This window comes from Pseudomonas sp. B21-019 (genome assembly GCF_024749225.1).
In the GTDB taxonomy this organism is placed as follows: Bacteria; Pseudomonadota; Gammaproteobacteria; order Pseudomonadales; family Pseudomonadaceae; genus Aquipseudomonas.
Window position 1 is genome coordinate 2,285,272 of the sequence record NZ_CP087193.1, and the last position, 20,981, is coordinate 2,306,252.

Below are 20,981 nucleotides of genomic sequence, written 5' to 3' on the forward strand. Positions count from 1 at the left end.
AGGCCAATAAAAAACGGGAAGCCATTTTGGCTTCCCGTTTTCATGTCACGCGACGACTCAGATCACCTGAACGATGGCCTTGGTCACGGCGTCGATGTTGCTCTGGTTCAGCGCGGCAACGCAGATGCGGCCGGTGTCCAGGGCGTAGATGCCGAACTCGGTGCGCAGACGGGTCACTTGCTCAACCGTCAGGCCGGAGTAGGAGAACATGCCGCGCTGGCGACCGACGAAGCTGAAATCGCGCTGTGGAGCGTTTTTCGCCAGCAGGTCCACCATCTGGGTGCGCATGCCGCGAATCCGCAGACGCATTTCTGCCAGTTCTTCTTCCCACTGGGCACGCAATACCGGGCTGTTCAGCACAGCGGCGACGATGCTTGCACCGTGGGTCGGCGGGTTGGAGTAGTTGGTGCGGATCACGCGTTTGACTTGCGACAGCACGCGCGCGCTTTCTTCTTTCGATTCGCTGACGATCGACAGGGCGCCAACGCGCTCGCCGTACAGCGAGAAGGATTTGGAGAACGAGCTGGAAACGAAGAAGGTCAGGTTCGATTCGGCGAACAGACGCACGGCAGCAGCGTCTTCATCGATACCGTCGCCAAAGCCCTGGTAGGCCATGTCGAGGAACGGTACGTGACCTTTGGCTTTCACCACGTCCAGCACGTTTTTCCAGTCCGCCGGGCTCAGGTCAACGCCGGTCGGGTTGTGGCAGCAGGCGTGCAGCACAACGATGGAACCGGACGGCAGGGCGTTCAGGTCTTCCAGCAGGCCAGCGCGGTTAACGTCGTGGGTGGCGGCGTCGTAGTAGCGATAGTTCTGCACCGGGAAACCGGCGGTTTCGAACAGTGCGCGGTGGTTTTCCCAGCTTGGGTCGCTGATCGCGACAACGGCGTTCGGCAGCAGTTGCTTGAGGAAGTCGGCACCGATTTTCAGTGCGCCGGTACCGCCGACGGCCTGGGTGGTGATGACCCGGCCAGCGGCGATCAGCGGCGAATCATTGCCGAACAGCAGTTTCTGCACGGCCTGGTCGTAGGCGGCGATGCCGTCGATCGGCAAGTAGCCACGGGAAACGTGTTGAGCGGCGCGAATCGTCTCGGCTTCGACAACGGCGCGCAGGAGAGGAATTCGTCCTTGCTCGTCGCAGTAAACACCGACCCCCAGGTTGACCTTGTTGGTACGGGTATCGGCATTGAATGCTTCGTTGAGGCCCAGGATTGGATCGCGTGGTGCCATTTCGACAGCGGAGAACAGGCTCATTATTACGGCGGCTCTGAATGGAGTGTGGAGGGACGTGTCGCGCTCCAGCCGAATGCACTAGAGCGGTGCACAAACGGGGAGCTAGTATAGAGGCCATCAGCGATTGATGGCGACAGGCGATTCGGCTTTTACGGTAAGTTTTTCCAATTATTTTTCGATCGTTGGTCGAGTGACATCGTCAAAGGTTTTACCCGATGTAGGACGTTTGCCTTGAAAGGGATGGCAATCGGCTCCACATTGAGCACAATCCAGTTTTTTCCTCGGGCGACATCGGTCGTTTGCGGTCTTTCTCGTTCCTGTCCGGTGTAACCGGGCAAGAGTGAACCAGAGGTATGTATGTCTGAATTCCAGCTAGTCACCCGCTTCGAGCCCGCCGGCGATCAGCCGGAAGCCATCCGTCTGATGGTCGAGGGCATCGAGGCCGGGCTGGCGCACCAGACGTTGCTCGGGGTGACCGGCTCGGGCAAGACCTTCAGCATCGCCAACGTGATCGCCCAAGTGCAGCGCCCGACGCTGGTGCTGGCGCCGAACAAGACCCTGGCTGCGCAGTTGTACGGCGAGTTCAAGGCGTTCTTCCCGAACAATGCCGTTGAATACTTCGTCTCCTATTACGACTACTACCAGCCCGAAGCCTATGTGCCGTCGTCCGACACCTTCATTGAGAAGGACGCCTCGATCAACGACCACATCGAGCAGATGCGCCTGTCCGCGACCAAAGCGCTGCTGGAACGCAAAGACGCAATCATCGTCACCACGGTGTCGTGCATCTACGGTCTGGGCAGCCCGGAAACCTATTTGAAGATGGTGTTGCACGTGGATCGCGGCGACAAGCTCGACCAGCGTGCGCTGTTGCGTCGCCTGGCCGACCTGCAATACACCCGCAACGATGTGGACTTCGCCCGGGCGACGTTCCGGGTGCGCGGCGATGTGATTGATATCCACCCGGCGGAATCCGACTTTGAGGCGATCCGTATCGAGCTGTTCGATGACGAGGTGGAGAGTCTGTCTGCTTTTGATCCGTTGACGGGCGAAGTCATCCGCAAGCTGCCGCGCTTCACCTTCTATCCGAAGAGCCACTACGTGACGCCTCGGGAAACCCTGCTCGACGCCGTCGAGGGGATCAAGGTCGAGTTGCAGGAGCGCCTGGAATACCTGCGCTCCAACAACAAACTGGTGGAAGCCCAGCGCCTGGAGCAGCGCACCCGTTTCGACCTGGAGATGATTTTGGAGCTGGGTTACTGCAACGGCATCGAAAACTACTCGCGCTACCTGTCGGGCCGTGCATCCGGCGAGGCGCCGCCCACCTTGTTTGACTACCTGCCGGCCGACGCCTTGCTGGTGATCGACGAATCCCACGTCAGCGTGCCGCAGGTCGGCGCCATGTATAAGGGCGACCGGTCCCGTAAGGAAACGCTGGTGGAATATGGCTTCCGCCTGCCATCGGCGCTGGATAACCGGCCAATGCGTTTCGACGAGTTCGAAGGTATTAGCCCGCAGACAATATTTGTCTCGGCCACGCCGGGCAATTACGAGGCTGAGCACGCAGGGCGCGTGGTCGAGCAAGTGGTGCGCCCGACTGGCCTGGTGGACCCGCAGATCGAAATCCGTCCGGCGCTGACTCAGGTCGACGACTTGCTCTCGGAAATCACCAAGCGTGTGGCGCTGGAAGAGCGGGTGCTGGTGACCACGCTGACCAAGCGCATGTCCGAGGATTTGACCGATTACCTGGCCGATCACGGCGTGCGCGTGCGTTATCTGCACTCGGACATCGACACCGTGGAGCGGGTCGAGATCATCCGTGACTTGCGCCTCGGCACTTTCGATGTGCTGGTGGGGATCAACTTGCTGCGTGAAGGCCTGGACATGCCGGAAGTCTCGCTGGTGGCGATTCTTGATGCGGACAAAGAGGGCTTCCTGCGCTCCGAACGCTCGCTGATCCAGACCATTGGCCGGGCGGCACGCAACCTTAATGGCCGGGCGATTCTGTATGCGGATCGGATTACCGGTTCCATGGAACGGGCGATTGGCGAAACCGAGCGTCGTCGCGACAAGCAGATCGCCTTCAACCTGGCCAACGGCATTACGCCCAAAGGGGTGTTCAAGGACGTTGCCGACATTATGGAAGGCGCGACTGTGCCGGGTTCGCGCAGCAAGAAGCGCAAAGGCATGGCCAAGGCTGCCGAGGAAAGCGCCAAATACGAAGCCGAATTGCGCTCGCCAAGCGAGATCACCAAGCGCATTCGTCAGCTGGAAGAGAAGATGTACCAGCTCGCCCGCGACCTGGAGTTCGAAGCCGCGGCGCAACTGCGCGACGAAATCGGCAAGCTGCGGGAGCGGTTGATCGCGGTTTGACGCTCCCTCTGTAGACGCTGCCGAAGGCTGCGATCTTTTGATCTTGTTTTTAAAGGCAAGGTCAAAAGATCGCAGCCTTGGCAGCTCCTGCAGCGCTTAAATCCCGCACTCACTGGAGCCGGGCGGCTATCGCCTGTTACCATTCGCCCCTTGTTTGATCTTCGCTTTTCATTCTTTTTGAGACATGCCATGACCACCGTCCGCACTCGCATCGCGCCATCGCCTACCGGGGACCCCCACGTAGGTACCGCTTACATCGCTTTGTTCAACTACTGCTTTGCCAAGCAGCATGGCGGTGAGTTCATCCTGCGGATCGAAGACACCGACCAACTGCGTTCGACCCGCGAGTCCGAACAGCAGATTTTCGACGCCCTGCGCTGGTTGGGTATCGACTGGAGCGAAGGCCCGGATGTCGGCGGCCCGCACGGTCCTTACCGTCAGAGCGAGCGCGGCGATATCTACCAGAAGTACTGCCAGCAATTGGTCGACATGGGTCATGCCTTCCCGTGCTTCTGCACCGCCGAAGAGCTGGACCAGATGCGCGCCGAGCAAATGGCCCGCGGTGAGACCCCGCGCTACGACGGCCGTGCGCTGTTGCTGTCCAAGGAAGAAGTCGCGCGCCGCCTGGCCGCCGGCGAACCCCACGTGATCCGCATGAAAGTGCCGACCGAAGGCGTGTGCGTGGTGCCGGACATGCTGCGTGGCGATGTCGAGATCCCGTGGGATCGCATGGACATGCAAGTGCTGATGAAGACCGACGGCCTGCCGACGTACTTCCTGGCCAACGTGGTCGACGACCACCTGATGGGCATCACCCACGTGCTGCGCGGTGAAGAATGGCTGCCTTCGGCACCGAAACTGATCCTGCTGTACGAGTACTTCGGCTGGGAACAGCCGCAGCTGTGCTACATGCCGCTGCTGCGTAACCCGGACAAGAGCAAGCTGTCCAAGCGCAAGAACCCGACCTCGGTGACGTTCTACGAGCGCATGGGCTTCATGCCGGAAGCGATGCTCAACTACCTGGGCCGCATGGGCTGGTCGATGCCGGACGAGCGCGAGAAGTTCTCCCTGCAGGAAATGGTCGACAACTTCGACTTGAGCCGCGTCTCGCTTGGCGGGCCGATTTTCGACATCGAGAAACTGTCGTGGCTCAACGGCCAGTGGTTGCGCGACCTGCCAGTGGAAGAGTTCGCCGCTCGCGTGCAGAAGTGGGCGCTGAACCCTGAATACATGATGAAGATCGCGCCACACGTGCAGGGCCGGGTTGAAACCTTCAGCCAGGTCGCACCGCTGGCCGGCTTCTTCTTCGCGGGTGGGGTGAATCCGGACGCTAAACTGTTCGAATCCAAGAAGCTCTCGGGCGATCAGGTTCGTCAGTTGATGCAATTGATCCTGTGGAAGCTGGAAAGCCTGCGTCAGTGGGAGAAGGACAGCATCACCGCAACGATTCAGGCGGTGGTTGAATCCCTGGAGCTGAAGCTGCGTGACGCCATGCCGCTGATGTTTGCCGCGATCACCGGGCAGGCCAGTTCGGTATCGGTACTCGATGCGATGGAAATCCTCGGTCCGGACCTGACCCGTTTCCGTCTGCGCCAGGCCATTGACCTGCTGGGCGGCGTGTCGAAGAAAGAAAACAAAGAGTGGGAAAAGCTTCTGGGCGCGATTGCCTGACGGCGTTTGACTCTGTAGGAGCTGCCGGAGGCCGCGATCTTTTGATCCTGATCTTCGGCGCTTCCCCCGAATTTACGGGGGGAGGGCGGTAAGTGATTGTTATGTCGGCAAAAAATTTTAAATTTTTTGAAAAATAAGTTTGACAGCTTTCCGATGCGCCATTAAGATTCGCCCCGTCCTCAGCGATGAGGGGCTATAGCTCAGCTGGGAGAGCGCTTGCATGGCATGCAAGAGGTCGACGGTTCGATCCCGTCTAGCTCCACCAATTTACACTTCAAGGTCTGGCCACACCGGCCTTGAAGCGATCAACACTCAGCGTTGATCAGTTGTATAGAAGGGTTTGCGTCCCCTTCGTCTAGTGGCCTAGGACACCGCCCTTTCACGGCGGTAACAGGGGTTCGAGTCCCCTAGGGGACGCCAGTTTTACAGAAGCGATGTTGCAAGATATCGCTCCGCCGCGAGGCGAAAAATCCGGGGCTATAGCTCAGCTGGGAGAGCGCTTGCATGGCATGCAAGAGGTCGACGGTTCGATCCCGTCTAGCTCCACCAATTTTACAGTTCAAGGTCTGGCCACACCGGCCTTGAATCGATCAGCTCTCAGCACTGATCAGTTGTATAGAAGGGTTTGCGTCCCCTTCGTCTAGTGGCCTAGGACACCGCCCTTTCACGGCGGTAACAGGGGTTCGAGTCCCCTAGGGGACGCCACGATTACCCGCTTTGCGGGATTTTTAAGGGTCATTCAATTATTGAATGGCCCTTTTGTTTGTCTGGCGTTTGGCCAAATCTCCTTTTTCCCCAACACTGTTCTTCAGACCAGCGGTCACATCCACGACTTGCGGAAAATTATTATGAGAATAATATTCTAGTCGTAATATTCGGAGGCAACGATGAACGATAAAAAAGCTCAAACCCGCGAACGCATCCTCAAGGCTGCCAGCGCAGCGCTGATCCAGCGCGGTCCGGCCGAGCCGAGCGTGGGCGAAGTGATGGGCGCGGCCGGGCTGACGGTCGGCGGTTTCTACGCGCACTTCGAGAGCAAGGACGCGTTGATGCTGGAAGCGTTCAAGCAGCTGCTCAGCCATCGTCGTGACTTGATCGCCGACATGGATGCCGAGTTGACCGGCGAAGAGCGTCGCGCGTTGGTCGCAGCGTTCTACCTGTCGCGCAAACACCGTGATTCCACCGAGCGGGCATGCCCGGTTCCAGCGTCGATCAGTGAACTGGGCCGTCTGCCGGACGAATTTCGTGTGGCGTTGAATGAACATATTGAATTGATGGTCGCGCAGTTGGCAGCCAGCCCGGAAGACACCGACAAGGTTTTGGCCGACATCGCCTTGATGGTGGGTGGTTTGGCGCTGGCGCGGGCGCTGGGGCCAGGAGAGTTGTCCGATCGATTGCTGCGCGCCGCCAAATCGGCGGTGCTGTGACCTAAAGGCATCCAGTCTGAGGAGATGGGCGATGAACACGTTGAGCTGGGTTCGTGGCGTTAATGGCACCTTGGGCTGGTTCGCACCGAAGCTGGTGGCGAGCAAGATGCGTCTGGCATTCATGACCCCGCGGGAGTTGCCTCCGCGTGATTGGGAATTGCCGCTGCTGGCGAAATCCGAGCGGATCACCTTGCGCTTCGGCCTCTCGGCGCTGCGTTGGGGGCAGGGCCCGGCGGTGTTGTTGATGCACGGCTGGGAAGGCCGGCCAACGCAGTTTGCCGCGCTGATCACGGCGCTGGTCGATGCCGGTTACACCGTGGTCGCCCTGGACGGCCCGGCTCACGGTCGCTCGCCTGGGCGCGAAGCCAATGTGGTGCTGTTCGCCCGGGCGATGCTTGAAGCAGCTGCTGAACTACCGCCGCTGCAAGCGGTAATCGGTCACTCGATGGGCGGCGCCAGCGCCATGCTCGCGGTGCAGTTGGGCTTGCGCACCGAAACCCTGGTCTCGATCGCCGCCCCGGCGCGAATCCTTGGGGTGCTGCGCGGTTTTGCGCGCTATGTACGCCTGCCGCCCAAAGCCCGTTCGGCGTTCATTCGTCAGGTCGAAAAAGACGTCGGCATGCGTGCCGCAGCGCTGGATGTCGCGCACTACCAGCTCGACATGCCTGGCCTGATTGTCCATGCCGAGGACGACAACTTTGTCTCGGTCAAGGAATCCCAATTGATTCACGAAGCCTGGTTCGACAGTCGCTTGTTGCGCCTGGAAGAGGGCGGTCATCAGCGAGTGCTGGCCGATCCTCGAGTGATCGACGGTGTGCTCTCGCTGCTGGCCGGTCGCAGCCTGCAATCGCGCCAATCGGCCTGAGCTTCCGTTACACTGCCCCGGTCGAAATAATCTGACCGGGAGTGGGGCATGGGCTGGGATCGGGCAACGCCGTTTATCATTGATCTGGAAGTGGGCGCCGAAGACATCGACGGGCTGGGCCACGCGAACAACGCGGTGTACGTGACCTGGCTCGAGCGCTGTGCCTGGCGTCACTCGCAGCGGCTGGGCCTGGACCTGGTCGAGTATCGGCGTCTGGATCGGGCAATGGCAGTGGTGCGGCACGAGATCGATTACCTGGCGGCGGCCTACGAAGGCGATGAACTGCAACTGGCGACCTGGATCGTCGATTGGGACCAGCGCCTGAAAATGACCCGACACTTCCAGCTGATCCGCCCCAGTGACAACTCGACGTTGCTGCGGGCGCAGACCACGTTCGTGTGCATCGAACTGTCGACTGGCAAGCCCAAGCGCATGCCGGCGGAATTCATCGAGGGCTACGGCTCGGCGTTGCAAGTTCCAAGCTGACACAGTCCGCACATTTGCCACCGCCCGGTCTGACGAAATACCTTCTGCACGCCGAAACCAGTAAACTGCCGCACGTTTTTCGTCGAGTGTGTTTTTCATGCAAATTGCTTTGGCGCCCATGGAGGGGTTGGTCGACAACATCCTGCGGGACGTGCTGACCCGTGTGGGCGGTATCGATTGGTGTGTAACCGAGTTCATTCGGATCAACGATCAGCTGCTCACGCCTGCCTATTACCACAAATTCGGCCCGGAACTGCTGACCGGCGCCCGTACCGCCTCCGGCGTGCCGCTGCGGGTGCAGCTGCTCGGTTCCGATCCGGTGTGCCTGGCGGAAAACGCTGCACTGGCCTGCGAGTTGGGTTCCGAAGTCATCGACCTGAACTTCGGCTGTCCGGCCAAGACCGTCAACAAGTCGCGCGGTGGCGCCGTTCTCCTCAAAGAGCCTGAGCTGCTCAACGAAATCGTCGAACATGTCCGCCGTGCGGTGCCCGCACACATTCCAGTGACCGCCAAAATGCGCCTGGGCTTCGACAGTCCCGATGGTTCGCTGGTTTGCGCCACAGCCCTGGCCGAAGGCGGCGCGGCGCACATCGTGGTTCACGCGCGGACCAAAACGGATGGCTACAAGCCGCCAGCTCACTGGGAGTGGATCCCGCGGGTCCAGGACGTGGTCAAGGTGCCAGTGTTCGCCAACGGTGACATCTGGAGCGTCGAGGACTGGCATCGTTGCCGCGAGATCAGCGGCGTCGAAGACATCATGCTCGGTCGTGGCCTGGTGTCGCGTCCGGACCTGGCCCGGCAAATCGCCGCAGCGCGGGCCGGCGAGGAGGTCGTCGAGATGACCTGGGCCGAGCTGCTGCCGCTGATTCAGGACTTCTGGCTGCAAGCCAAGGCCCAGATGACGCCACGCCAATCGCCGGGTCGCCTGAAACAATGGCTGGCGATGCTGACCCGCAATTATCCCGAAGCGGTAGAGTTGTTCAGCGTCTTGCGTCGTGAAACCGAGCTGGATCAGGTCTCGCGTTTACTGGGTTTGCAGGTAGCTGAAGCAGCTTGAATCCGCTTGAAAAAAACAGAAAAAAATCTCTTGAAAAGCAGTCAGCGGTCCTTATGTAAGGATTACGCGATGCCGAATTCGGGTCGCGGAGACAAAAAAACTTGCTGAACATGTTCAGGAGATTTGAATCATGAGTACTTCATTTTCCTTGGCTCCACTGTTCCGTTCCTCGGTAGGTTTCGACCGTTTCAACGACCTGTTCGAAACCGCCCTGCGCAATGAGCCAGGCAGCACCTATCCACCTTACAACGTTGAAAAATACGGGGATGACCAATACCGTATCGTCGTAGCGGCCGCCGGTTTCCAGGAAGAAGACCTGGACCTGCAAGTGGAAAAAGGTGTGTTGACCATTAGTGGCGGCAAACGTGACACGGACGAAGATGTCACCTATCTGTATCAAGGCATCGCACAGCGCGCCTTCAAACTGTCGTTCCGTCTGGCGGACCACATCGAAATCAGGGCCGCCGAACTGCGCAACGGTTTGTTGAGTATCGACCTGCTGCGTGTGATCCCGGAAGAAGCGAAAGCCAAACGCATCCCGATCAACGGGACGAAAAAACCGGCTCTGCAACACTAATCGGTCAGAGCAAATGAGAAGGGCGCCATCCACTGGCGCCCTTTTTTTGTCCGTTATCCCGTCCTGAATAAGATTTACACCTATTTGTAGCAGCTGCCGAGCCCGCGAGGCTGCGTTCGGCTGCGTAGCAGTCGCAAAACCTGCCACCGCGTTCTTTCAGGTAAATGGTATTGACTGGATTACGACTGCTTCGCAGCCGAACGCAGCCTCACAGGCTCGACAGCTGCTACAGTCGAATGCGGAGCTGCTACGGGTTTATTTGAGCAGTTTCTGAAACTCCTCGACCAGCAACGGCCGGCTGTGCAGATACCCCTGATACAAATGGCAGCCCAGCCCCTGCAAGAACTCCAGCTGCTCCAGGGTTTCGACCCCTTCGGCAATCACTTCCAGCTCCAGGCTGCGGGCCATGGCGACGATGGCGCGAATGATTTCGGCGTCGTTGGGGTCGGTGGTGGCGTCGCGGATGAACGACTGGTCGATTTTCAGGGTGTCGACCGGCAGGCGCTTGAGGTAGGTCAGCGAGGAGTATCCGGTACCGAAATCGTCCATGGCAAAGCTCACGCCGAGTTTTTTCAGGCGTCGCATTTTGCTGATGGTGTCGTCCAGGTTCTGGATGACGATGCCTTCGGTGATTTCCAGTTTCAGTAGCGAGCAGGGCAGGTCGTGGCTGCCGAGGCTGTGCTCGATGCGTTCGACGAAGTCGTTCTGACGGAATTGTCGCGGGCTGATATTCACGCACAGGCTGAAATTGAGCGGGTCGATCAGACCTTTGGCGATCAGGCGTTTGAAGGCCGCGCAGGCTTCGTCGAGGATCCACGTGCCGACTTCCAGAATCAGCCCGCTGTCTTCCAGCACCTTGATGAACTCGGTCGGCGATTGCGCGCCCAGTTGCGGATGGTGCCAGCGCACCAGGGCTTCGGCGCCGGTAATGCGGTTGTTGCGGGCGTCCACCTGAGGCTGGTATTGCACGCTGAATTCACCCCGGGAAAGGGCCAGGCGCAGGTCGGTTTCCATGCGCAGGCGTTCGCTGGCGGCCTTCTGCATGGTGTTGTGATACATCTGCGTGGTGTTGCGGCCCGAGTCCTTGGCGCGATAGAGGGCGATATCGGCGCGCTTGAGCAGGTCGGTCGGGGTCGAGCCGTGGTCGGGGATCAGCGCGATGCCGATGCTCGGCGTCACTTGCAGGCGCTGTCCGTCGAGGAACATCGGTTCGGACAGCAGTTCGCGCAAGGTGTCCGCCAGTTCCCGGACTTGAGCGCTGACGTCGCTGCGCGAGCCTTCCAGGCCGCTGAGCAGCACCACGAATTCATCGCCGCCCAGGCGTGCGACGGTGTCTTCCATGCGTACGCTGGCTTCAAGGCGCGCGGTGATGATTTTCAGCACCGTATCGCCCACCGGGTGGCCGAGGGAGTCGTTGATGTGCTTGAAGTGGTCCAGATCGAGGAACATCAGGGCGCCGCGCAGGTTGTGGCGTTTGAGCAGGGCGATCTGCTGGCTCAGGCGGTCCATCAGCAGCGCGCGGTTCGGCAGATTGGTCAACGGGTCGTGGTAGGCCAGGTGACGGATCTGTGCTTCGGCATTTTTCAGCAGGCTGACGTCCCGGGCGGTCAGCAGCAGGCAGGCGGTTTCGTTGAGGGTGATCGGCTCCACCGAGACTTCGACGGTCAGCAACTCGCCGCGCTTGTTGCGCCCGAGCATTTCCAGGTGGTGAACCCGGCCCTTGATCTGTAGTTCGGCCAACAACGCCGAGCGTTGTTTCTCCTCGGCCCAGATGCCGACCTGATACACCGTGCGGCCCACCACTTCATCGGCACGGTAGCCGGTCAGGCGGCAGAAGCCATCGTTAACCTCCAGATAGCGTCCAGTGTCGCGCTCGGTAATGGTGATGGCGTCGGGGCTTGAGTGGAAGGCCTTGGCGAACTTCTCTTCGCTGGCCTTGAGCGCCGCTTCCGAGCGTTGCTGTTGGGTGATGTCGCGCAGGGTGGTGACGATGCACGGCTGGTCGCCGACGCTGATCTGGCGGCTGGAGATCACGCAGGTCAGGGATTGCCCGTCCTTGTGTTGAACGATGATCGCCACATTGTTCAGGCCCTGTTCGCGGATGACTCGCTCGATCCTTTGCAGGCTTTTCGCCGAGGCGTCCCACAGGCCGATTTCGTCGGCGCTGCGACCGATGACGTCGGTGGTGCTCCAGCCGAACGTCTGGGTGAAGCTGGAGTTGATCTCGATGAAGTGGCCGGTGTCCTGGCGCGTGACGCAGATCGGGTCGGGGCTGACCTGGAACAACGTGGCGAATTTCTCCTCCGACGCTATCAGTTGCTGTTCGCGCTCTACTTGCTCGGTGATGTCCAGCAATGTGCCGGCCATGCGCAGCGGGTTGCCGTCATCATCGCGGTAGAGTCTGGCGCGGCTTTCCAGGTAGCGCGAACTGCCGTCCGGCAGCTGCACGCGGTAGGTCAGTTGATAATTGCCGGCCGGGCCTTCACGTAAGCTGCGGTAAGCGTCGCGCATGGTGTCGCGTTCTTCGCCGGGTACACCTTCGAAAAACGCATCGAAGGACTCATGGAAGGGTTTGGGCTCCAGCCCGTGCAGCTGAGCGGCCCGCGCCGAGCCATAAAGCATGCCGCTGGGGATGTGCCAGTCCCAGGTGCCGAGTTGCGCTGAATCCAGGGCCAGGTCGAGGCGTTCCTGGCTGTCTTTGAGGGCGTGCTCGGCGATTTTGCGTTCGGTGGTGTCAAGGAATGTGCTCAGCAGATAGGGCTGGCCTTCGAGCTCGACTTTTTGCGCGCTGAGAATGCCGTCGTGAATCTGCCCATTGCTGGCGCGAAATTGCACCTCCATGTTGATCAGCTCACCTTTGGCCTTGGTGGCCTTGACCAGTTCCGCCCGTTGCTCCGGGTTGACCCAAAGACCAAGCTCCAGCGTGGTTCGGCCGATAGCATCTTGCACCGGCCAGCCGAACAGGCTTTCGAAATACTGGTTGGCTTCGCTGATCAGGCCGTCTTCCTGACGGGTCAGCAGCACCATGTTCGGGCACAGGTGAAACAGCGTGGCGAAGCGTTTTTCCGAGCTGCTCAGCGCTTGTTCACGCTGGCGCTGGTGGGTGATTTCACGGATGACCCCGATCATTCGTGGCCGGCCGTTTTTGTCCGGTAGCAGGCTGCCGTTGATTTCCAGCCAGTGCAGGCTGCCGTCGGGCCAGCGGATGCGGTGGTGCATGGCCTGCTCCAGCGGAGCGCCGGCGATCACTGCATTGAAGGCGCGGATGGCTTTCGCCCGATCCTCCTGGGGCAGCAGGTCGAGGTATTCCAGATCCTCGGGCAACGGTTGTCGGGGATCGAAGCCGAACAACGCCTGAGTGCCCCGTGACCAGCTTATCTGCCCGCGCTCGATGTCCCAATACCAGGCGCCCAGCCGGGCACCGTTGAGGGCCGCGAGCAACTGTGGGGCGCTTTCCCAGCTCTGCTCGGACCGTTTTGGGTCAATTGCCTGAATTCGCGGCATTGGCGGCATACGTTCAACAGATTTGGGCATGGATGACAGGCCTTGGGCTGAGTTGGGCGTTAGGCACAGGGTTTTGGGGCTCTATAGGCGTAGCACAAAAGAAGAAGCACAGCTTAGCCGCGAGTCCCTGGCTGATCGATTTGTGCATCCAGCAAAGCCATGAAGGCCTTTGCCGCGTTCGACAGCGTCCGTTCGGTGTGCAGGATATAGCCTAGCTGGCGAGTGAGTTGTATGCCCGGCAAAGGTATGCGCGCCACTTGATCATCCAGCATGGTGCGCGGCAAAACGCTCCAGGCCAGGCCGATCGAGACCATCATCTTGATGGTTTCCAGATAGTTCGTGCTCATGGCGATGTTCGGCGTCAGGCCCTGGGCCTCGAACAGGCGCTGCACGATATGGTGGGTAAAGGTGTTGCCACCGGGGAAAACCGCGGGGTGCAGGGCAATGTCCGCCAGGCTGACTGCGCCGTTGCTGATCAGCGGATGCTCCGGGGCGGCCACGAAATCCAGCGGGTCGTCCCACACGGGCGTGGCCTTGACCAATGTGTGAGGTTCCGGTGCAAGGGTGATGACCGCCAGTTCAGCGCGGCCATGAAGGATTTCTTCGTAAGCCACTTCCGAGTCGAGAAACTGAATATCCAGCGCCACCTGCGGGTAACGTCGGGTGAACTCCCTTAATAAGGGTGGCAAACGGTGCAGGCCGATGTGATGGCTGGTGGCCAATGTCAGACGGCCGGTGACTTCGCCGGTCAGGTTGGTCAGGGCGCGGCGGGTGTCATCCAGTACATTGAGGATCTGATAGGCCCGTGGCAGCAGGGCGCGGCCGGCTTCGGTCAGGCCGACTTCCCGGCCCAGTCGATCGAACAGTCGCACCTTCAATTGCTGCTCCAGCCCGGCGATGCGCTTGCTGATGGCCGGTTGCGTCAGGTGCAGCCGTTCGCCGGCGCCGGAGAAGCTTCCGGTCTCGGCAATCGCGATAAAAGCGTTGAGGTTGGCGAGGTCCATAATGAGGTCTCAGTGACATTCCAGTTGGTTATGCAAAGCATAAAAAATATGAATTTGAGTTATTTAATGTAACCCCCTAGGATCGACCTCACAAGCCAAGGGGTTATTGAATTACTCAAGATCCGGGGCATAGAAACAAGCTGATGAGGAAACCGTCTGATGGCCGGCAAAACGCTCTACGACAAGCTCTGGGATTCGCATTTGGTCAAGCAGCGCGACGATGGCTCTGCGCTGATCTACATCGATCGTCACATCATCCACGAAGTGACCTCGCCGCAAGCCTTCGAGGGCCTGCGTCTGGCCGGGCGCAAGCCTTGGCGCATCGATGCCAACATCGCGACCCCGGACCACAACGTACCGACCACCCCGGAGCGCAAGGGCGGCATCGAGGCGATCGTCGACCAGGTCTCGCGTTTGCAGGTTCAGACCCTCGACGATAACTGTGACGAATACGGCATCGTCGAATTCAAGATGAATGACGTCCGACAAGGCATCGTCCACGTCATCGGCCCGGAGCAGGGCGCCACCTTGCCGGGCATGACCGTGGTCTGCGGCGACTCCCACACCTCGACCCACGGCGCATTCGGTGCCCTGGCTCACGGTATCGGCACCTCCGAGGTCGAGCACGTGCTCGCCACTCAGTGCCTGGTCGCCAAGAAAATGAAGAACATGCTGGTGTTGGTCGAGGGCAAATTGCCGTTCGGCGTGACTGCCAAGGACATCGTCCTCGCCGTGATCGGCAAGATCGGCACCGCCGGCGGTAATGGCCACGCCATCGAATTCGCCGGTAGCGCGATTCGCGACTTGTCCGTTGAAGGCCGCATGACCATCTGCAACATGTCCATCGAAGCCGGCGCCCGTGTTGGCCTGGTGGCCGCCGACGAAAAAACCGTGGCTTACGTCAAGGGCCGTCCATTTGCTCCGAAGGGCGCGGAATGGGATTTGGCCGTCGAAGCCTGGAAAGACCTGGTCTCCGACGCCGATGCCAAGTTCGACACCGTCGTCGAGCTCGATGCCTCTCAGATCAAGCCGCAAGTCAGCTGGGGCACCTCGCCTGAGATGGTGTTGGCCGTGGATCAGAACGTACCGGATCCGGCCAAGGAAATGGACCTGGTCAAGCGTGACTCCATCGAACGCGCCTTGAAATACATGGGTTTGACCGCCAATCAGGCGATCACCGACATTCAGCTGGACCGCGTATTCATCGGTTCCTGCACCAACTCGCGGATCGAAGACCTGCGCGCCGCCGCGGTGATCGCCAAGGGCCGCAAAGTGGCTTCGACCATCAAGCAGGCCATCGTGGTGCCGGGTTCGGGGCTGGTGAAGGCTCAGGCCGAATCCGAAGGTCTGGACAAGATTTTTATCGAGGCCGGTTTTGAATGGCGTGAGCCTGGCTGCTCGATGTGCCTGGCGATGAACCCGGACCGTTTGGAATCGGGCGAGCATTGCGCATCGACCTCCAACCGTAACTTCGAAGGCCGTCAGGGCGCCGGTGGTCGTACCCACCTCGTCAGCCCGGCCATGGCCGCCGCCGCCGCTGTGAACGGTCGTTTCGTCGACGTCCGTGAATTGATCTAAAGGAGCGCAGCATGAAAGCTTTTACCCAGCACACTGGTCTTGTCGCGCCTTTGGATCGTGCCAACGTCGACACCGACCAGATCATCCCGAAGCAGTTCTTGAAGTCGATCAAACGCACCGGTTTCGGTCCGAACCTGTTCGATGAGTGGCGTTATCTGGACGTTGGCCAGCCCTATCAGGACAACTCCAAGCGCCCGCTGAACAAGGACTTCGTCCTCAATGCCGAGCGTTATCAAGGCGCCAGCGTGTTGCTGGCCCGCGAGAACTTCGGTTGCGGCTCCAGCCGCGAGCACGCGCCGTGGGCGCTGGAAGAGTACGGTTTCCGCAGCATCATCGCGCCGAGTTACGCCGACATCTTCTTCAACAACAGCTTCAAGAACGGCTTGCTGCCGATCATCTTGAGTGATGCTGAAGTCGATGAGCTGTTCAAGCAGGTTGAAGCGAACCCGGGCTACCAGTTGCAGATCGATCTGCAGGCCCAGACCGTGACCCGTCCGGACGGCAAAGTGCTGAGTTTCGAGATCGATGCCTTCCGCAAGCACTGCCTGCTCAATGGCCTGGACGATATCGGCCTGACTTTGCAGGATCACGAGGCGATTGCCACGTTTGAAGCCAAGCACCGCGCGAGCCAGCCGTGGTTGTTTCGCGACGCGTGATGTTTTGAGGTGACCGTTGAAAAGATCGCAGCCTTCGGCAGCTCCTACAGGTGCATGCCATTCCATGTAGGAGCTGCCGAAGGCTGCGATCTTTTGATCTTGAAAACCAGCAACCCAAAAGGAAGTCCCGATGACCAGCAACGCCCAGCACAGTCAGGTAGTCCAAAAGCAATTCGGTGAGCAGGCCTCTGCTTACCTGAGCAGCGCCGTACACGCTCAAGGCACCGAGTTCGCACTGCTACAGGCTGAACTGGCGGGGCAGGGCGATGCCCGGGTACTGGACCTGGGTTGCGGCGCCGGTCATGTGAGTTTTCATGTGGCCTCGCTGGTCAAGGAAGTAGTCGCTTACGACCTGTCCCAGCAGATGCTCGATGTGGTCGCCGCCGCCGCGATCGACCGGGGTTTGAGCAATGTGACCACGGTCAACGGCGCCGCCGAGCGTCTGCCGTTCGCCGATGGCGAGTTCGATTTCGTCTTCAGCCGCTATTCGGCGCACCATTGGAGCGACCTCGGCGTGGCCCTGCGCGAAGTTCGCCGGGTGCTGAAGCCGGGCGGGGTGGCGGCGTTCATCGATGTGTTGTCGCCGGGCAGCCCGTTGTTCGACACTTACCTGCAAAGCGTCGAAGTGCTGCGCGACACCAGCCACGTGCGCGATTATTCTGCGGGCGAGTGGTTGCGTCAGGTCAGCGAAGCGGGGTTGCATACCCGCAGCACCACGCGTCAACGGTTGCGCCTGGAGTACACCTCCTGGGTCGAGCGCATGCGCACGCCGCAGGTGATGCGCGCGGCGATCCTCGAGTTGCAGCAATCGATGGGCAACGAAGTGCGCGAATATTTTGAGATTGAGGCCGATGGTTCGTTCAGCACCGATGTGCTGGTGCTGATGGCTGAACGATAGAATTTTTCCGGGCGCACTCGCGAGTGCGCCGACTGATGACATGAGGAAAGCATGAGCAAGCAGATTCTGATTCTCCCAGGCGACGGTATTGGCCCGGAAATCATGGCCGAAGCGGTCAAGGTGCTGGAGCTGGCGAACGACAAGTACAGCCTGGGCTTCGAACTGAGCCATGACGTGATCGGTGGCGCCGCCATCGACAAGCACGGCGTGCCGCTGGCCGACGAAACCCTGGCCCGTGCACGCGCAGCCGATGCTGTGCTGCTGGGCGCCGTGGGCGGCCCGAAATGGGACACCATCGAGCGTGACATCCGCCCTGAGCGCGGTCTGCTGAAAATCCGTGCGCAACTGGGCCTGTTCGGCAACCTGCGTCCGGCGATCCTGTACCCGCAACTGGCCGAGGCTTCCAGCCTGAAGGCGGAAATCGTTGCCGGCCTGGACATCCTGATCGTCCGTGAACTGACCGGCGGTATCTACTTCGGCGCGCCACGTGGCGTGCGCGAGTTGGAAAACGGCGAGCGTCAGGCCTACGACACGCTGCCATACAGCGAAACTGAAATCCGCCGTATCGCCCGTGTCGGTTTCGACATGGCGCGCGTGCGCGGCAAGAAGCTGTGCTCGGTGGACAAGGCCAACGTGCTGGCCTCCAGCCAGCTGTGGCGTGAAATCGTCGAGCAAGTGGCCAAGGACTACCCGGACGTCGAACTGAGCCACATGTACGTCGACAACGCCGCCATGCAACTGGTGCGTGCGCCGAAGCAGTTCGACGTGATCGTCACCGACAACCTGTTCGGCGATATTCTTTCCGACGAAGCGTCGATGCTCACTGGTTCCATCGGCATGCTGCCGTCGGCGTCGCTGGATGCCAACAACAAAGGCATGTACGAGCCGTGCCACGGTTCGGCGCCAGACATCGCTGGCAAGGGCATTGCCAACCCGTTGGCGACCATTTTGTCGGTGTCGATGATGCTGCGTTACAGCTTCAATCTGCAGGATGCGGCCGATGCCATCGAGAAGGCCGTGAGCCTGGTTTTGGATCAAGGCCTGCGTACGGGCGACATCTGGTCGGCTGGTTGCACCAAGGTCGGTACGCAGGAAATGGGCGACGCAGTAGTCGCCGCGCTGCGGAATCTGTAATCTCTCTGGCCCGCTGCAATTTTCAACCTTGAAAGCAGCGGCCCACTTTTCAAGAAGGTGTAGTTGCGATGAAACGTGTAGGTCTGATCGGTTGGCGCGGCATGGTCGGTTCCGTGCTCATGCAGCGGATGCTGGAAGAGCAGGATTTCGATCTTATCGAGCCGGTGTTTTTCACCACTTCCAATGTCGGTGGCCAAGGCCCGTCCGTGGGCAAGGACATTGCTCCGCTCAAGGACGCTTACAGCATTGAAGAGCTGAAAACCCTCGACGTGATTCTGACCTGCCAGGGTGGCGACTACACCAGCGAAGTGTTCCCGAAGCTGCGCGAAGCCGGCTGGCAGGGTTACTGGATCGATGCCGCTTCCAGCCTGCGCATGCAGGATGACGCGGTGATCGTGCTGGACCCGGTGAACCGCAAGGTCATCGACCAGCAGCTCGACGCGGGCACCAAGAACTACATCGGCGGCAACTGCACCGTCAGCCTGATGCTGATGGGCCTGGGCGGCTTGTTCGAAGCCGGCCTGGTGGAGTGGATGAGCGCCATGACCTATCAGGCGGCCTCCGGTGGCGGCGCGCAGCACATGCGTGAGCTGATCAAGCAAATGGGTGTGACCCACGGTGCTGTCGCCGATCAACTGGCCGATCCGGCCAGCGCGATCCTCGACATCGACCGCCGTGTTGCCGAAGCCATGCGCAGCGACGCGTACCCGACCGAAAACTTCGGCGTACCGCTGGCCGGCAGCCTGATCCCGTGGATCGACAAGGAACTGCCGAACGGCCAGAGCCGTGAAGAGTGGAAGGCCCAGGCCGAGACCAACAAGATCCTCGGTCGCTTCAAGAGCCCGATCCCGGTGGACGGCATCTGCGTGCGCATCGGCGCCATGCGTTGCCACAGCCAGGCACTGACCATCAAGCTGAACAAAGACGTGCCGATCGCCGACATCGAAGGACTGATCAGCCAGCACAACCCTTGGGTCAAGCTGGTGCCGAACAACCGTGAAATCAGCATGCAGGAGCTGAGCCCGACGAAAGTCACCGGCACCCTGAACGTGCCGGTCGGTCGTCTGCGCAAGCTGAACATGGGTTCGCAATTCGTCGGAGCCTTCACCGTCGGCGACCAACTGCTGTGGGGCGCGGCCGAGCCGCTGCGTCGCATGCTGCGGATCCTGCTTGAGCGTTGATCGATTGATGCAATGAAAGAACCCGCGCCTTGAAAGAGGTGCGGGTTTTTTATGCGCGCCATCCAACTTCTGTAGCAGCTGGCGAAGCCTGCGTCCGGCTGCGCAGCAGTCGTAAACCCTTCGTGCGCGCTTTGCCTGAATGATCGGGATCGCCATGACGAGGACTTCGTCCTCGAACGCAGCCTTCGGCAGCTGCTACAAGGCTTCCCCATTCGTTGCCTCACCGCCAACCACCCGGTAAAGTGCCGCTCCCCCCGTTTCGCCAGAGGTAGAACCATGAGCCAGTCCTTCGATATTGCCGTGATCGGCGCCACCGGTACTGTCGGCGAAACACTCGTCCAGATTCTCGAAGAGCGCGACTTTCCGGTCGGCAATCTGCACCTGCTGGCGAGCAGTGAATCGGCCGGACACTCGGTGCCGTTTCGCGGCAAGAACGTGCGGGTGCGCGAAGTCGATGAGTTCGACTTCAGCAAAGTCCAATTGGTGTTCTTCGCCGCCGGCCCGGCGGTGACCCTCAGTTTCGCCCCGCGTGCTACGGCCGCCGGTTGCTCGCTGATCGATCTGTCCGGCGCGTTGCCTGCCGATCAGGCGCCGCAAGTGGTGCCCGAGGCCAATGCTGCAGTTCTGGCTGGCCTGAAAAAGCCCTTCCAGGTCAGTAGCCCAAGCCCTTCGGCGACAGCGCTGGCGGTGGTGCTGGCGCCGCTGCTCGACTTGCTCGACCTGCAACGCATCAGCCTGACGGCGTGCCTGGCGGTATCCGCCCAGGGCCGCGAAGCCGTCAGCGAGCTCGCCCGGCAAACCGCCGAACTGCTCAACGTGCGTCCGCTGGAGCCGGCATTCTTCGATCGGCAGATGGCTTTTAACCTGTTGGCGCAAGTCGGTGCGCCCGATGCTCAGGGTCATACGCTGCTGGAAAAGCGTCTGGTGCGCGAGCTGCGTCAGGTCTTGTCGCTGCCTTTATTAAAGATTTCCGTCACTTGCATTCAAGCCCCGGTGTTTTTTGGCGATAGCTATAGCGTGACCTTGCAGTCATCGAGCGCTGTCGACCTGGCGAAAGTCAACGCGGCACTGGAAGCGGCGCCCGGTATCGAGCTGGTCGAGGCGGGCGATTACCCGACTCCGGTAGGCGATGCGGTAGGGCAGGACGTGGTTTACGTTGGTCGGGTTCGCAGCGGGATCGACGACCCGGCGGAACTTAACGTGTGGCTGACGTCAGATAACGTACGCAAAGGCGCCGCGCTCAATGCTGTGCAGGTGGCTGAATTGTTGATAAAAGACCTGCTGTAAAAGATACTTGGCAACAATTTTTTCTAGTGGTTCCAGCCGAACACTGTGTT

The 20,981-nt window shown here is 60.3% G+C and carries 16 protein-coding genes and 4 tRNA genes; 17 read left to right on the forward strand and 3 right to left on the reverse strand.

The features are described from left to right. Nucleotides 1-57: 57 nt before the first annotated feature. Nucleotides 58-1,254 (reverse strand): amino acid aminotransferase, encoded by a 1,197-nt coding sequence (locus LOY36_RS10250; RefSeq protein WP_019649342.1) that lies wholly within the window; start codon nucleotides 1,252-1,254, stop codon nucleotides 58-60. Nucleotides 1,255-1,590: 336 nt separating this feature from the next. Here LOY36_RS10250 and uvrB point away from each other — a divergent pair, with 336 nt between their 5' ends. From uvrB to LOY36_RS10305, 11 genes are all read left to right on the forward strand, one after another. Then, complete coding sequence (gene uvrB, locus LOY36_RS10255) at nucleotides 1,591-3,606, forward strand: excinuclease ABC subunit UvrB (protein WP_019582112.1); 2,016 nt, start codon at nucleotides 1,591-1,593, stop codon at nucleotides 3,604-3,606. 189 nt (nucleotides 3,607-3,795) lie between these two features. Beyond that, nucleotides 3,796-5,277: a glutamate--tRNA ligase gene (gene gltX / locus LOY36_RS10260; RefSeq protein WP_018928106.1), complete on the forward strand. Its 1,482-nt coding sequence runs from the start codon at nucleotides 3,796-3,798 to the stop codon at nucleotides 5,275-5,277. 189 nt (nucleotides 5,278-5,466) lie between these two features. Beyond that, nucleotides 5,467-5,542, forward strand: a tRNA-Ala gene (locus LOY36_RS10265). Nucleotides 5,543-5,621: 79 nt separating this feature from the next. Then, nucleotides 5,622-5,697 (forward strand) — tRNA-Glu (locus tag LOY36_RS10270). 53 nt (nucleotides 5,698-5,750) lie between these two features. Beyond that, nucleotides 5,751-5,826: transfer RNA gene (locus LOY36_RS10275), tRNA-Ala, on the forward strand. A gap of 80 nt (nucleotides 5,827-5,906) precedes the next feature. After that, nucleotides 5,907-5,982 (forward strand) — tRNA-Glu (locus LOY36_RS10280). A gap of 182 nt (nucleotides 5,983-6,164) precedes the next feature. Beyond that, on the forward strand, nucleotides 6,165-6,704 hold the full coding sequence (locus LOY36_RS10285) for a TetR/AcrR family transcriptional regulator (protein WP_019649341.1): 540 nt from the start codon (nucleotides 6,165-6,167) through the stop codon (nucleotides 6,702-6,704). Nucleotides 6,705-6,735: 31 nt separating this feature from the next. Continuing rightward, complete coding sequence (locus tag LOY36_RS10290; RefSeq protein WP_019649340.1) at nucleotides 6,736-7,569, forward strand: alpha/beta fold hydrolase; 834 nt, start codon at nucleotides 6,736-6,738, stop codon at nucleotides 7,567-7,569. A 48-nt stretch (nucleotides 7,570-7,617) separates the two neighbouring features. Then, entirely contained in the window at nucleotides 7,618-8,055 is a 438-nt protein-coding gene (locus LOY36_RS10295) for a thioesterase family protein (protein ID WP_258673270.1), read from the forward strand. 97 nt (nucleotides 8,056-8,152) lie between these two features. Next, nucleotides 8,153-9,112 carry a tRNA-dihydrouridine synthase gene (locus LOY36_RS10300; RefSeq protein ID WP_258673272.1) on the forward strand — a complete coding sequence of 320 codons (960 nt, stop codon included), beginning with the start codon at nucleotides 8,153-8,155 and terminating at the stop codon, nucleotides 9,110-9,112. A 130-nt stretch (nucleotides 9,113-9,242) separates the two neighbouring features. After that, entirely contained in the window at nucleotides 9,243-9,689 is a 447-nt protein-coding gene (locus LOY36_RS10305; protein WP_258673274.1) for an Hsp20 family protein, read from the forward strand. Nucleotides 9,690-9,944: 255 nt separating this feature from the next. Here LOY36_RS10305 and LOY36_RS10310 read toward each other — a convergent pair whose 3' ends face one another. Both LOY36_RS10310 and LOY36_RS10315 read right to left on the reverse strand, forming a co-directional pair. Further along, nucleotides 9,945-13,223, reverse strand: a complete 3,279-nt coding sequence (locus tag LOY36_RS10310) for a PAS domain S-box protein (RefSeq protein WP_258673276.1) — start codon at nucleotides 13,221-13,223, stop codon at nucleotides 9,945-9,947. Between the two features lie 83 nt (nucleotides 13,224-13,306). Continuing rightward, on the reverse strand, nucleotides 13,307-14,197 hold the full coding sequence (locus LOY36_RS10315; RefSeq protein WP_019649335.1) for a LysR family transcriptional regulator: 891 nt from the start codon (nucleotides 14,195-14,197) through the stop codon (nucleotides 13,307-13,309). 159 nt (nucleotides 14,198-14,356) lie between these two features. Between LOY36_RS10315 and leuC the strand changes: the two genes are divergently transcribed. The 6 genes from leuC (at nucleotide 14,357) to LOY36_RS10345 (ending at nucleotide 20,931) form a co-directional block, all read left to right on the forward strand. Beyond that, nucleotides 14,357-15,775 carry a 3-isopropylmalate dehydratase large subunit gene (gene leuC, locus LOY36_RS10320; protein ID WP_258673278.1) on the forward strand — a complete coding sequence of 473 codons (1,419 nt, stop codon included), beginning with the start codon at nucleotides 14,357-14,359 and terminating at the stop codon, nucleotides 15,773-15,775. Between the two features lie 11 nt (nucleotides 15,776-15,786). Continuing rightward, nucleotides 15,787-16,431, forward strand: coding sequence for a 3-isopropylmalate dehydratase small subunit (gene leuD / locus LOY36_RS10325; RefSeq protein ID WP_018928097.1), 645 nt, complete (start codon nucleotides 15,787-15,789; stop codon nucleotides 16,429-16,431). A gap of 130 nt (nucleotides 16,432-16,561) precedes the next feature. After that, a complete protein-coding gene (locus LOY36_RS10330; protein WP_019649333.1) occupies nucleotides 16,562-17,329 on the forward strand; it encodes a class I SAM-dependent methyltransferase in 768 nt (255 codons plus the stop codon). Nucleotides 17,330-17,380: 51 nt separating this feature from the next. Beyond that, nucleotides 17,381-18,463: a 3-isopropylmalate dehydrogenase gene (gene leuB, locus LOY36_RS10335; protein WP_007935187.1), complete on the forward strand. Its 1,083-nt coding sequence runs from the start codon at nucleotides 17,381-17,383 to the stop codon at nucleotides 18,461-18,463. Between the two features lie 68 nt (nucleotides 18,464-18,531). Next, nucleotides 18,532-19,644, forward strand: a complete 1,113-nt coding sequence (gene asd / locus LOY36_RS10340) for an aspartate-semialdehyde dehydrogenase (RefSeq protein ID WP_007935182.1) — start codon at nucleotides 18,532-18,534, stop codon at nucleotides 19,642-19,644. Between the two features lie 276 nt (nucleotides 19,645-19,920). Further along, entirely contained in the window at nucleotides 19,921-20,931 is a 1,011-nt protein-coding gene (locus LOY36_RS10345; RefSeq protein ID WP_258673281.1) for an aspartate-semialdehyde dehydrogenase, read from the forward strand. Nucleotides 20,932-20,981: the final 50 nt, after the last annotated feature.

What these genes read in the sequence shown, in the direction of transcription:
- leuB (WP_007935187.1), top strand. Translation starts at nt 17,381, where the DNA reads ATGAGCAAGCAGATTCTGATTCTCCCAGGCGACGGTATTGGCCCGGAA.
- leuC (WP_258673278.1), top strand. Translation starts at nt 14,357, where the DNA reads ATGGCCGGCAAAACGCTCTACGACAAGCTCTGGGATTCGCATTTGGTC.
- LOY36_RS10310 (WP_258673276.1), bottom strand. Translation starts at nt 13,223, where the DNA reads ATGCCCAAATCTGTTGAACGTATGCCGCCAATGCCGCGAATTCAGGCA.
- uvrB (WP_019582112.1), top strand. Translation starts at nt 1,591, where the DNA reads ATGTCTGAATTCCAGCTAGTCACCCGCTTCGAGCCCGCCGGCGATCAG.
- asd (WP_007935182.1), top strand. Translation starts at nt 18,532, where the DNA reads ATGAAACGTGTAGGTCTGATCGGTTGGCGCGGCATGGTCGGTTCCGTG.
- LOY36_RS10285 (WP_019649341.1), top strand. Translation starts at nt 6,165, where the DNA reads ATGAACGATAAAAAAGCTCAAACCCGCGAACGCATCCTCAAGGCTGCC.
- leuD (WP_018928097.1), top strand. Translation starts at nt 15,787, where the DNA reads ATGAAAGCTTTTACCCAGCACACTGGTCTTGTCGCGCCTTTGGATCGT.
- LOY36_RS10295 (WP_258673270.1), top strand. Translation starts at nt 7,618, where the DNA reads ATGGGCTGGGATCGGGCAACGCCGTTTATCATTGATCTGGAAGTGGGC.
- LOY36_RS10250 (WP_019649342.1), bottom strand. Translation starts at nt 1,254, where the DNA reads ATGAGCCTGTTCTCCGCTGTCGAAATGGCACCACGCGATCCAATCCTG.
- LOY36_RS10315 (WP_019649335.1), bottom strand. Translation starts at nt 14,197, where the DNA reads ATGGACCTCGCCAACCTCAACGCTTTTATCGCGATTGCCGAGACCGGA.
- LOY36_RS10290 (WP_019649340.1), top strand. Translation starts at nt 6,736, where the DNA reads ATGAACACGTTGAGCTGGGTTCGTGGCGTTAATGGCACCTTGGGCTGG.
- LOY36_RS10330 (WP_019649333.1), top strand. Translation starts at nt 16,562, where the DNA reads ATGACCAGCAACGCCCAGCACAGTCAGGTAGTCCAAAAGCAATTCGGT.
- LOY36_RS10300 (WP_258673272.1), top strand. Translation starts at nt 8,153, where the DNA reads ATGCAAATTGCTTTGGCGCCCATGGAGGGGTTGGTCGACAACATCCTG.
- gltX (WP_018928106.1), top strand. Translation starts at nt 3,796, where the DNA reads ATGACCACCGTCCGCACTCGCATCGCGCCATCGCCTACCGGGGACCCC.
- LOY36_RS10305 (WP_258673274.1), top strand. Translation starts at nt 9,243, where the DNA reads ATGAGTACTTCATTTTCCTTGGCTCCACTGTTCCGTTCCTCGGTAGGT.
- LOY36_RS10345 (WP_258673281.1), top strand. Translation starts at nt 19,921, where the DNA reads ATGAGCCAGTCCTTCGATATTGCCGTGATCGGCGCCACCGGTACTGTC.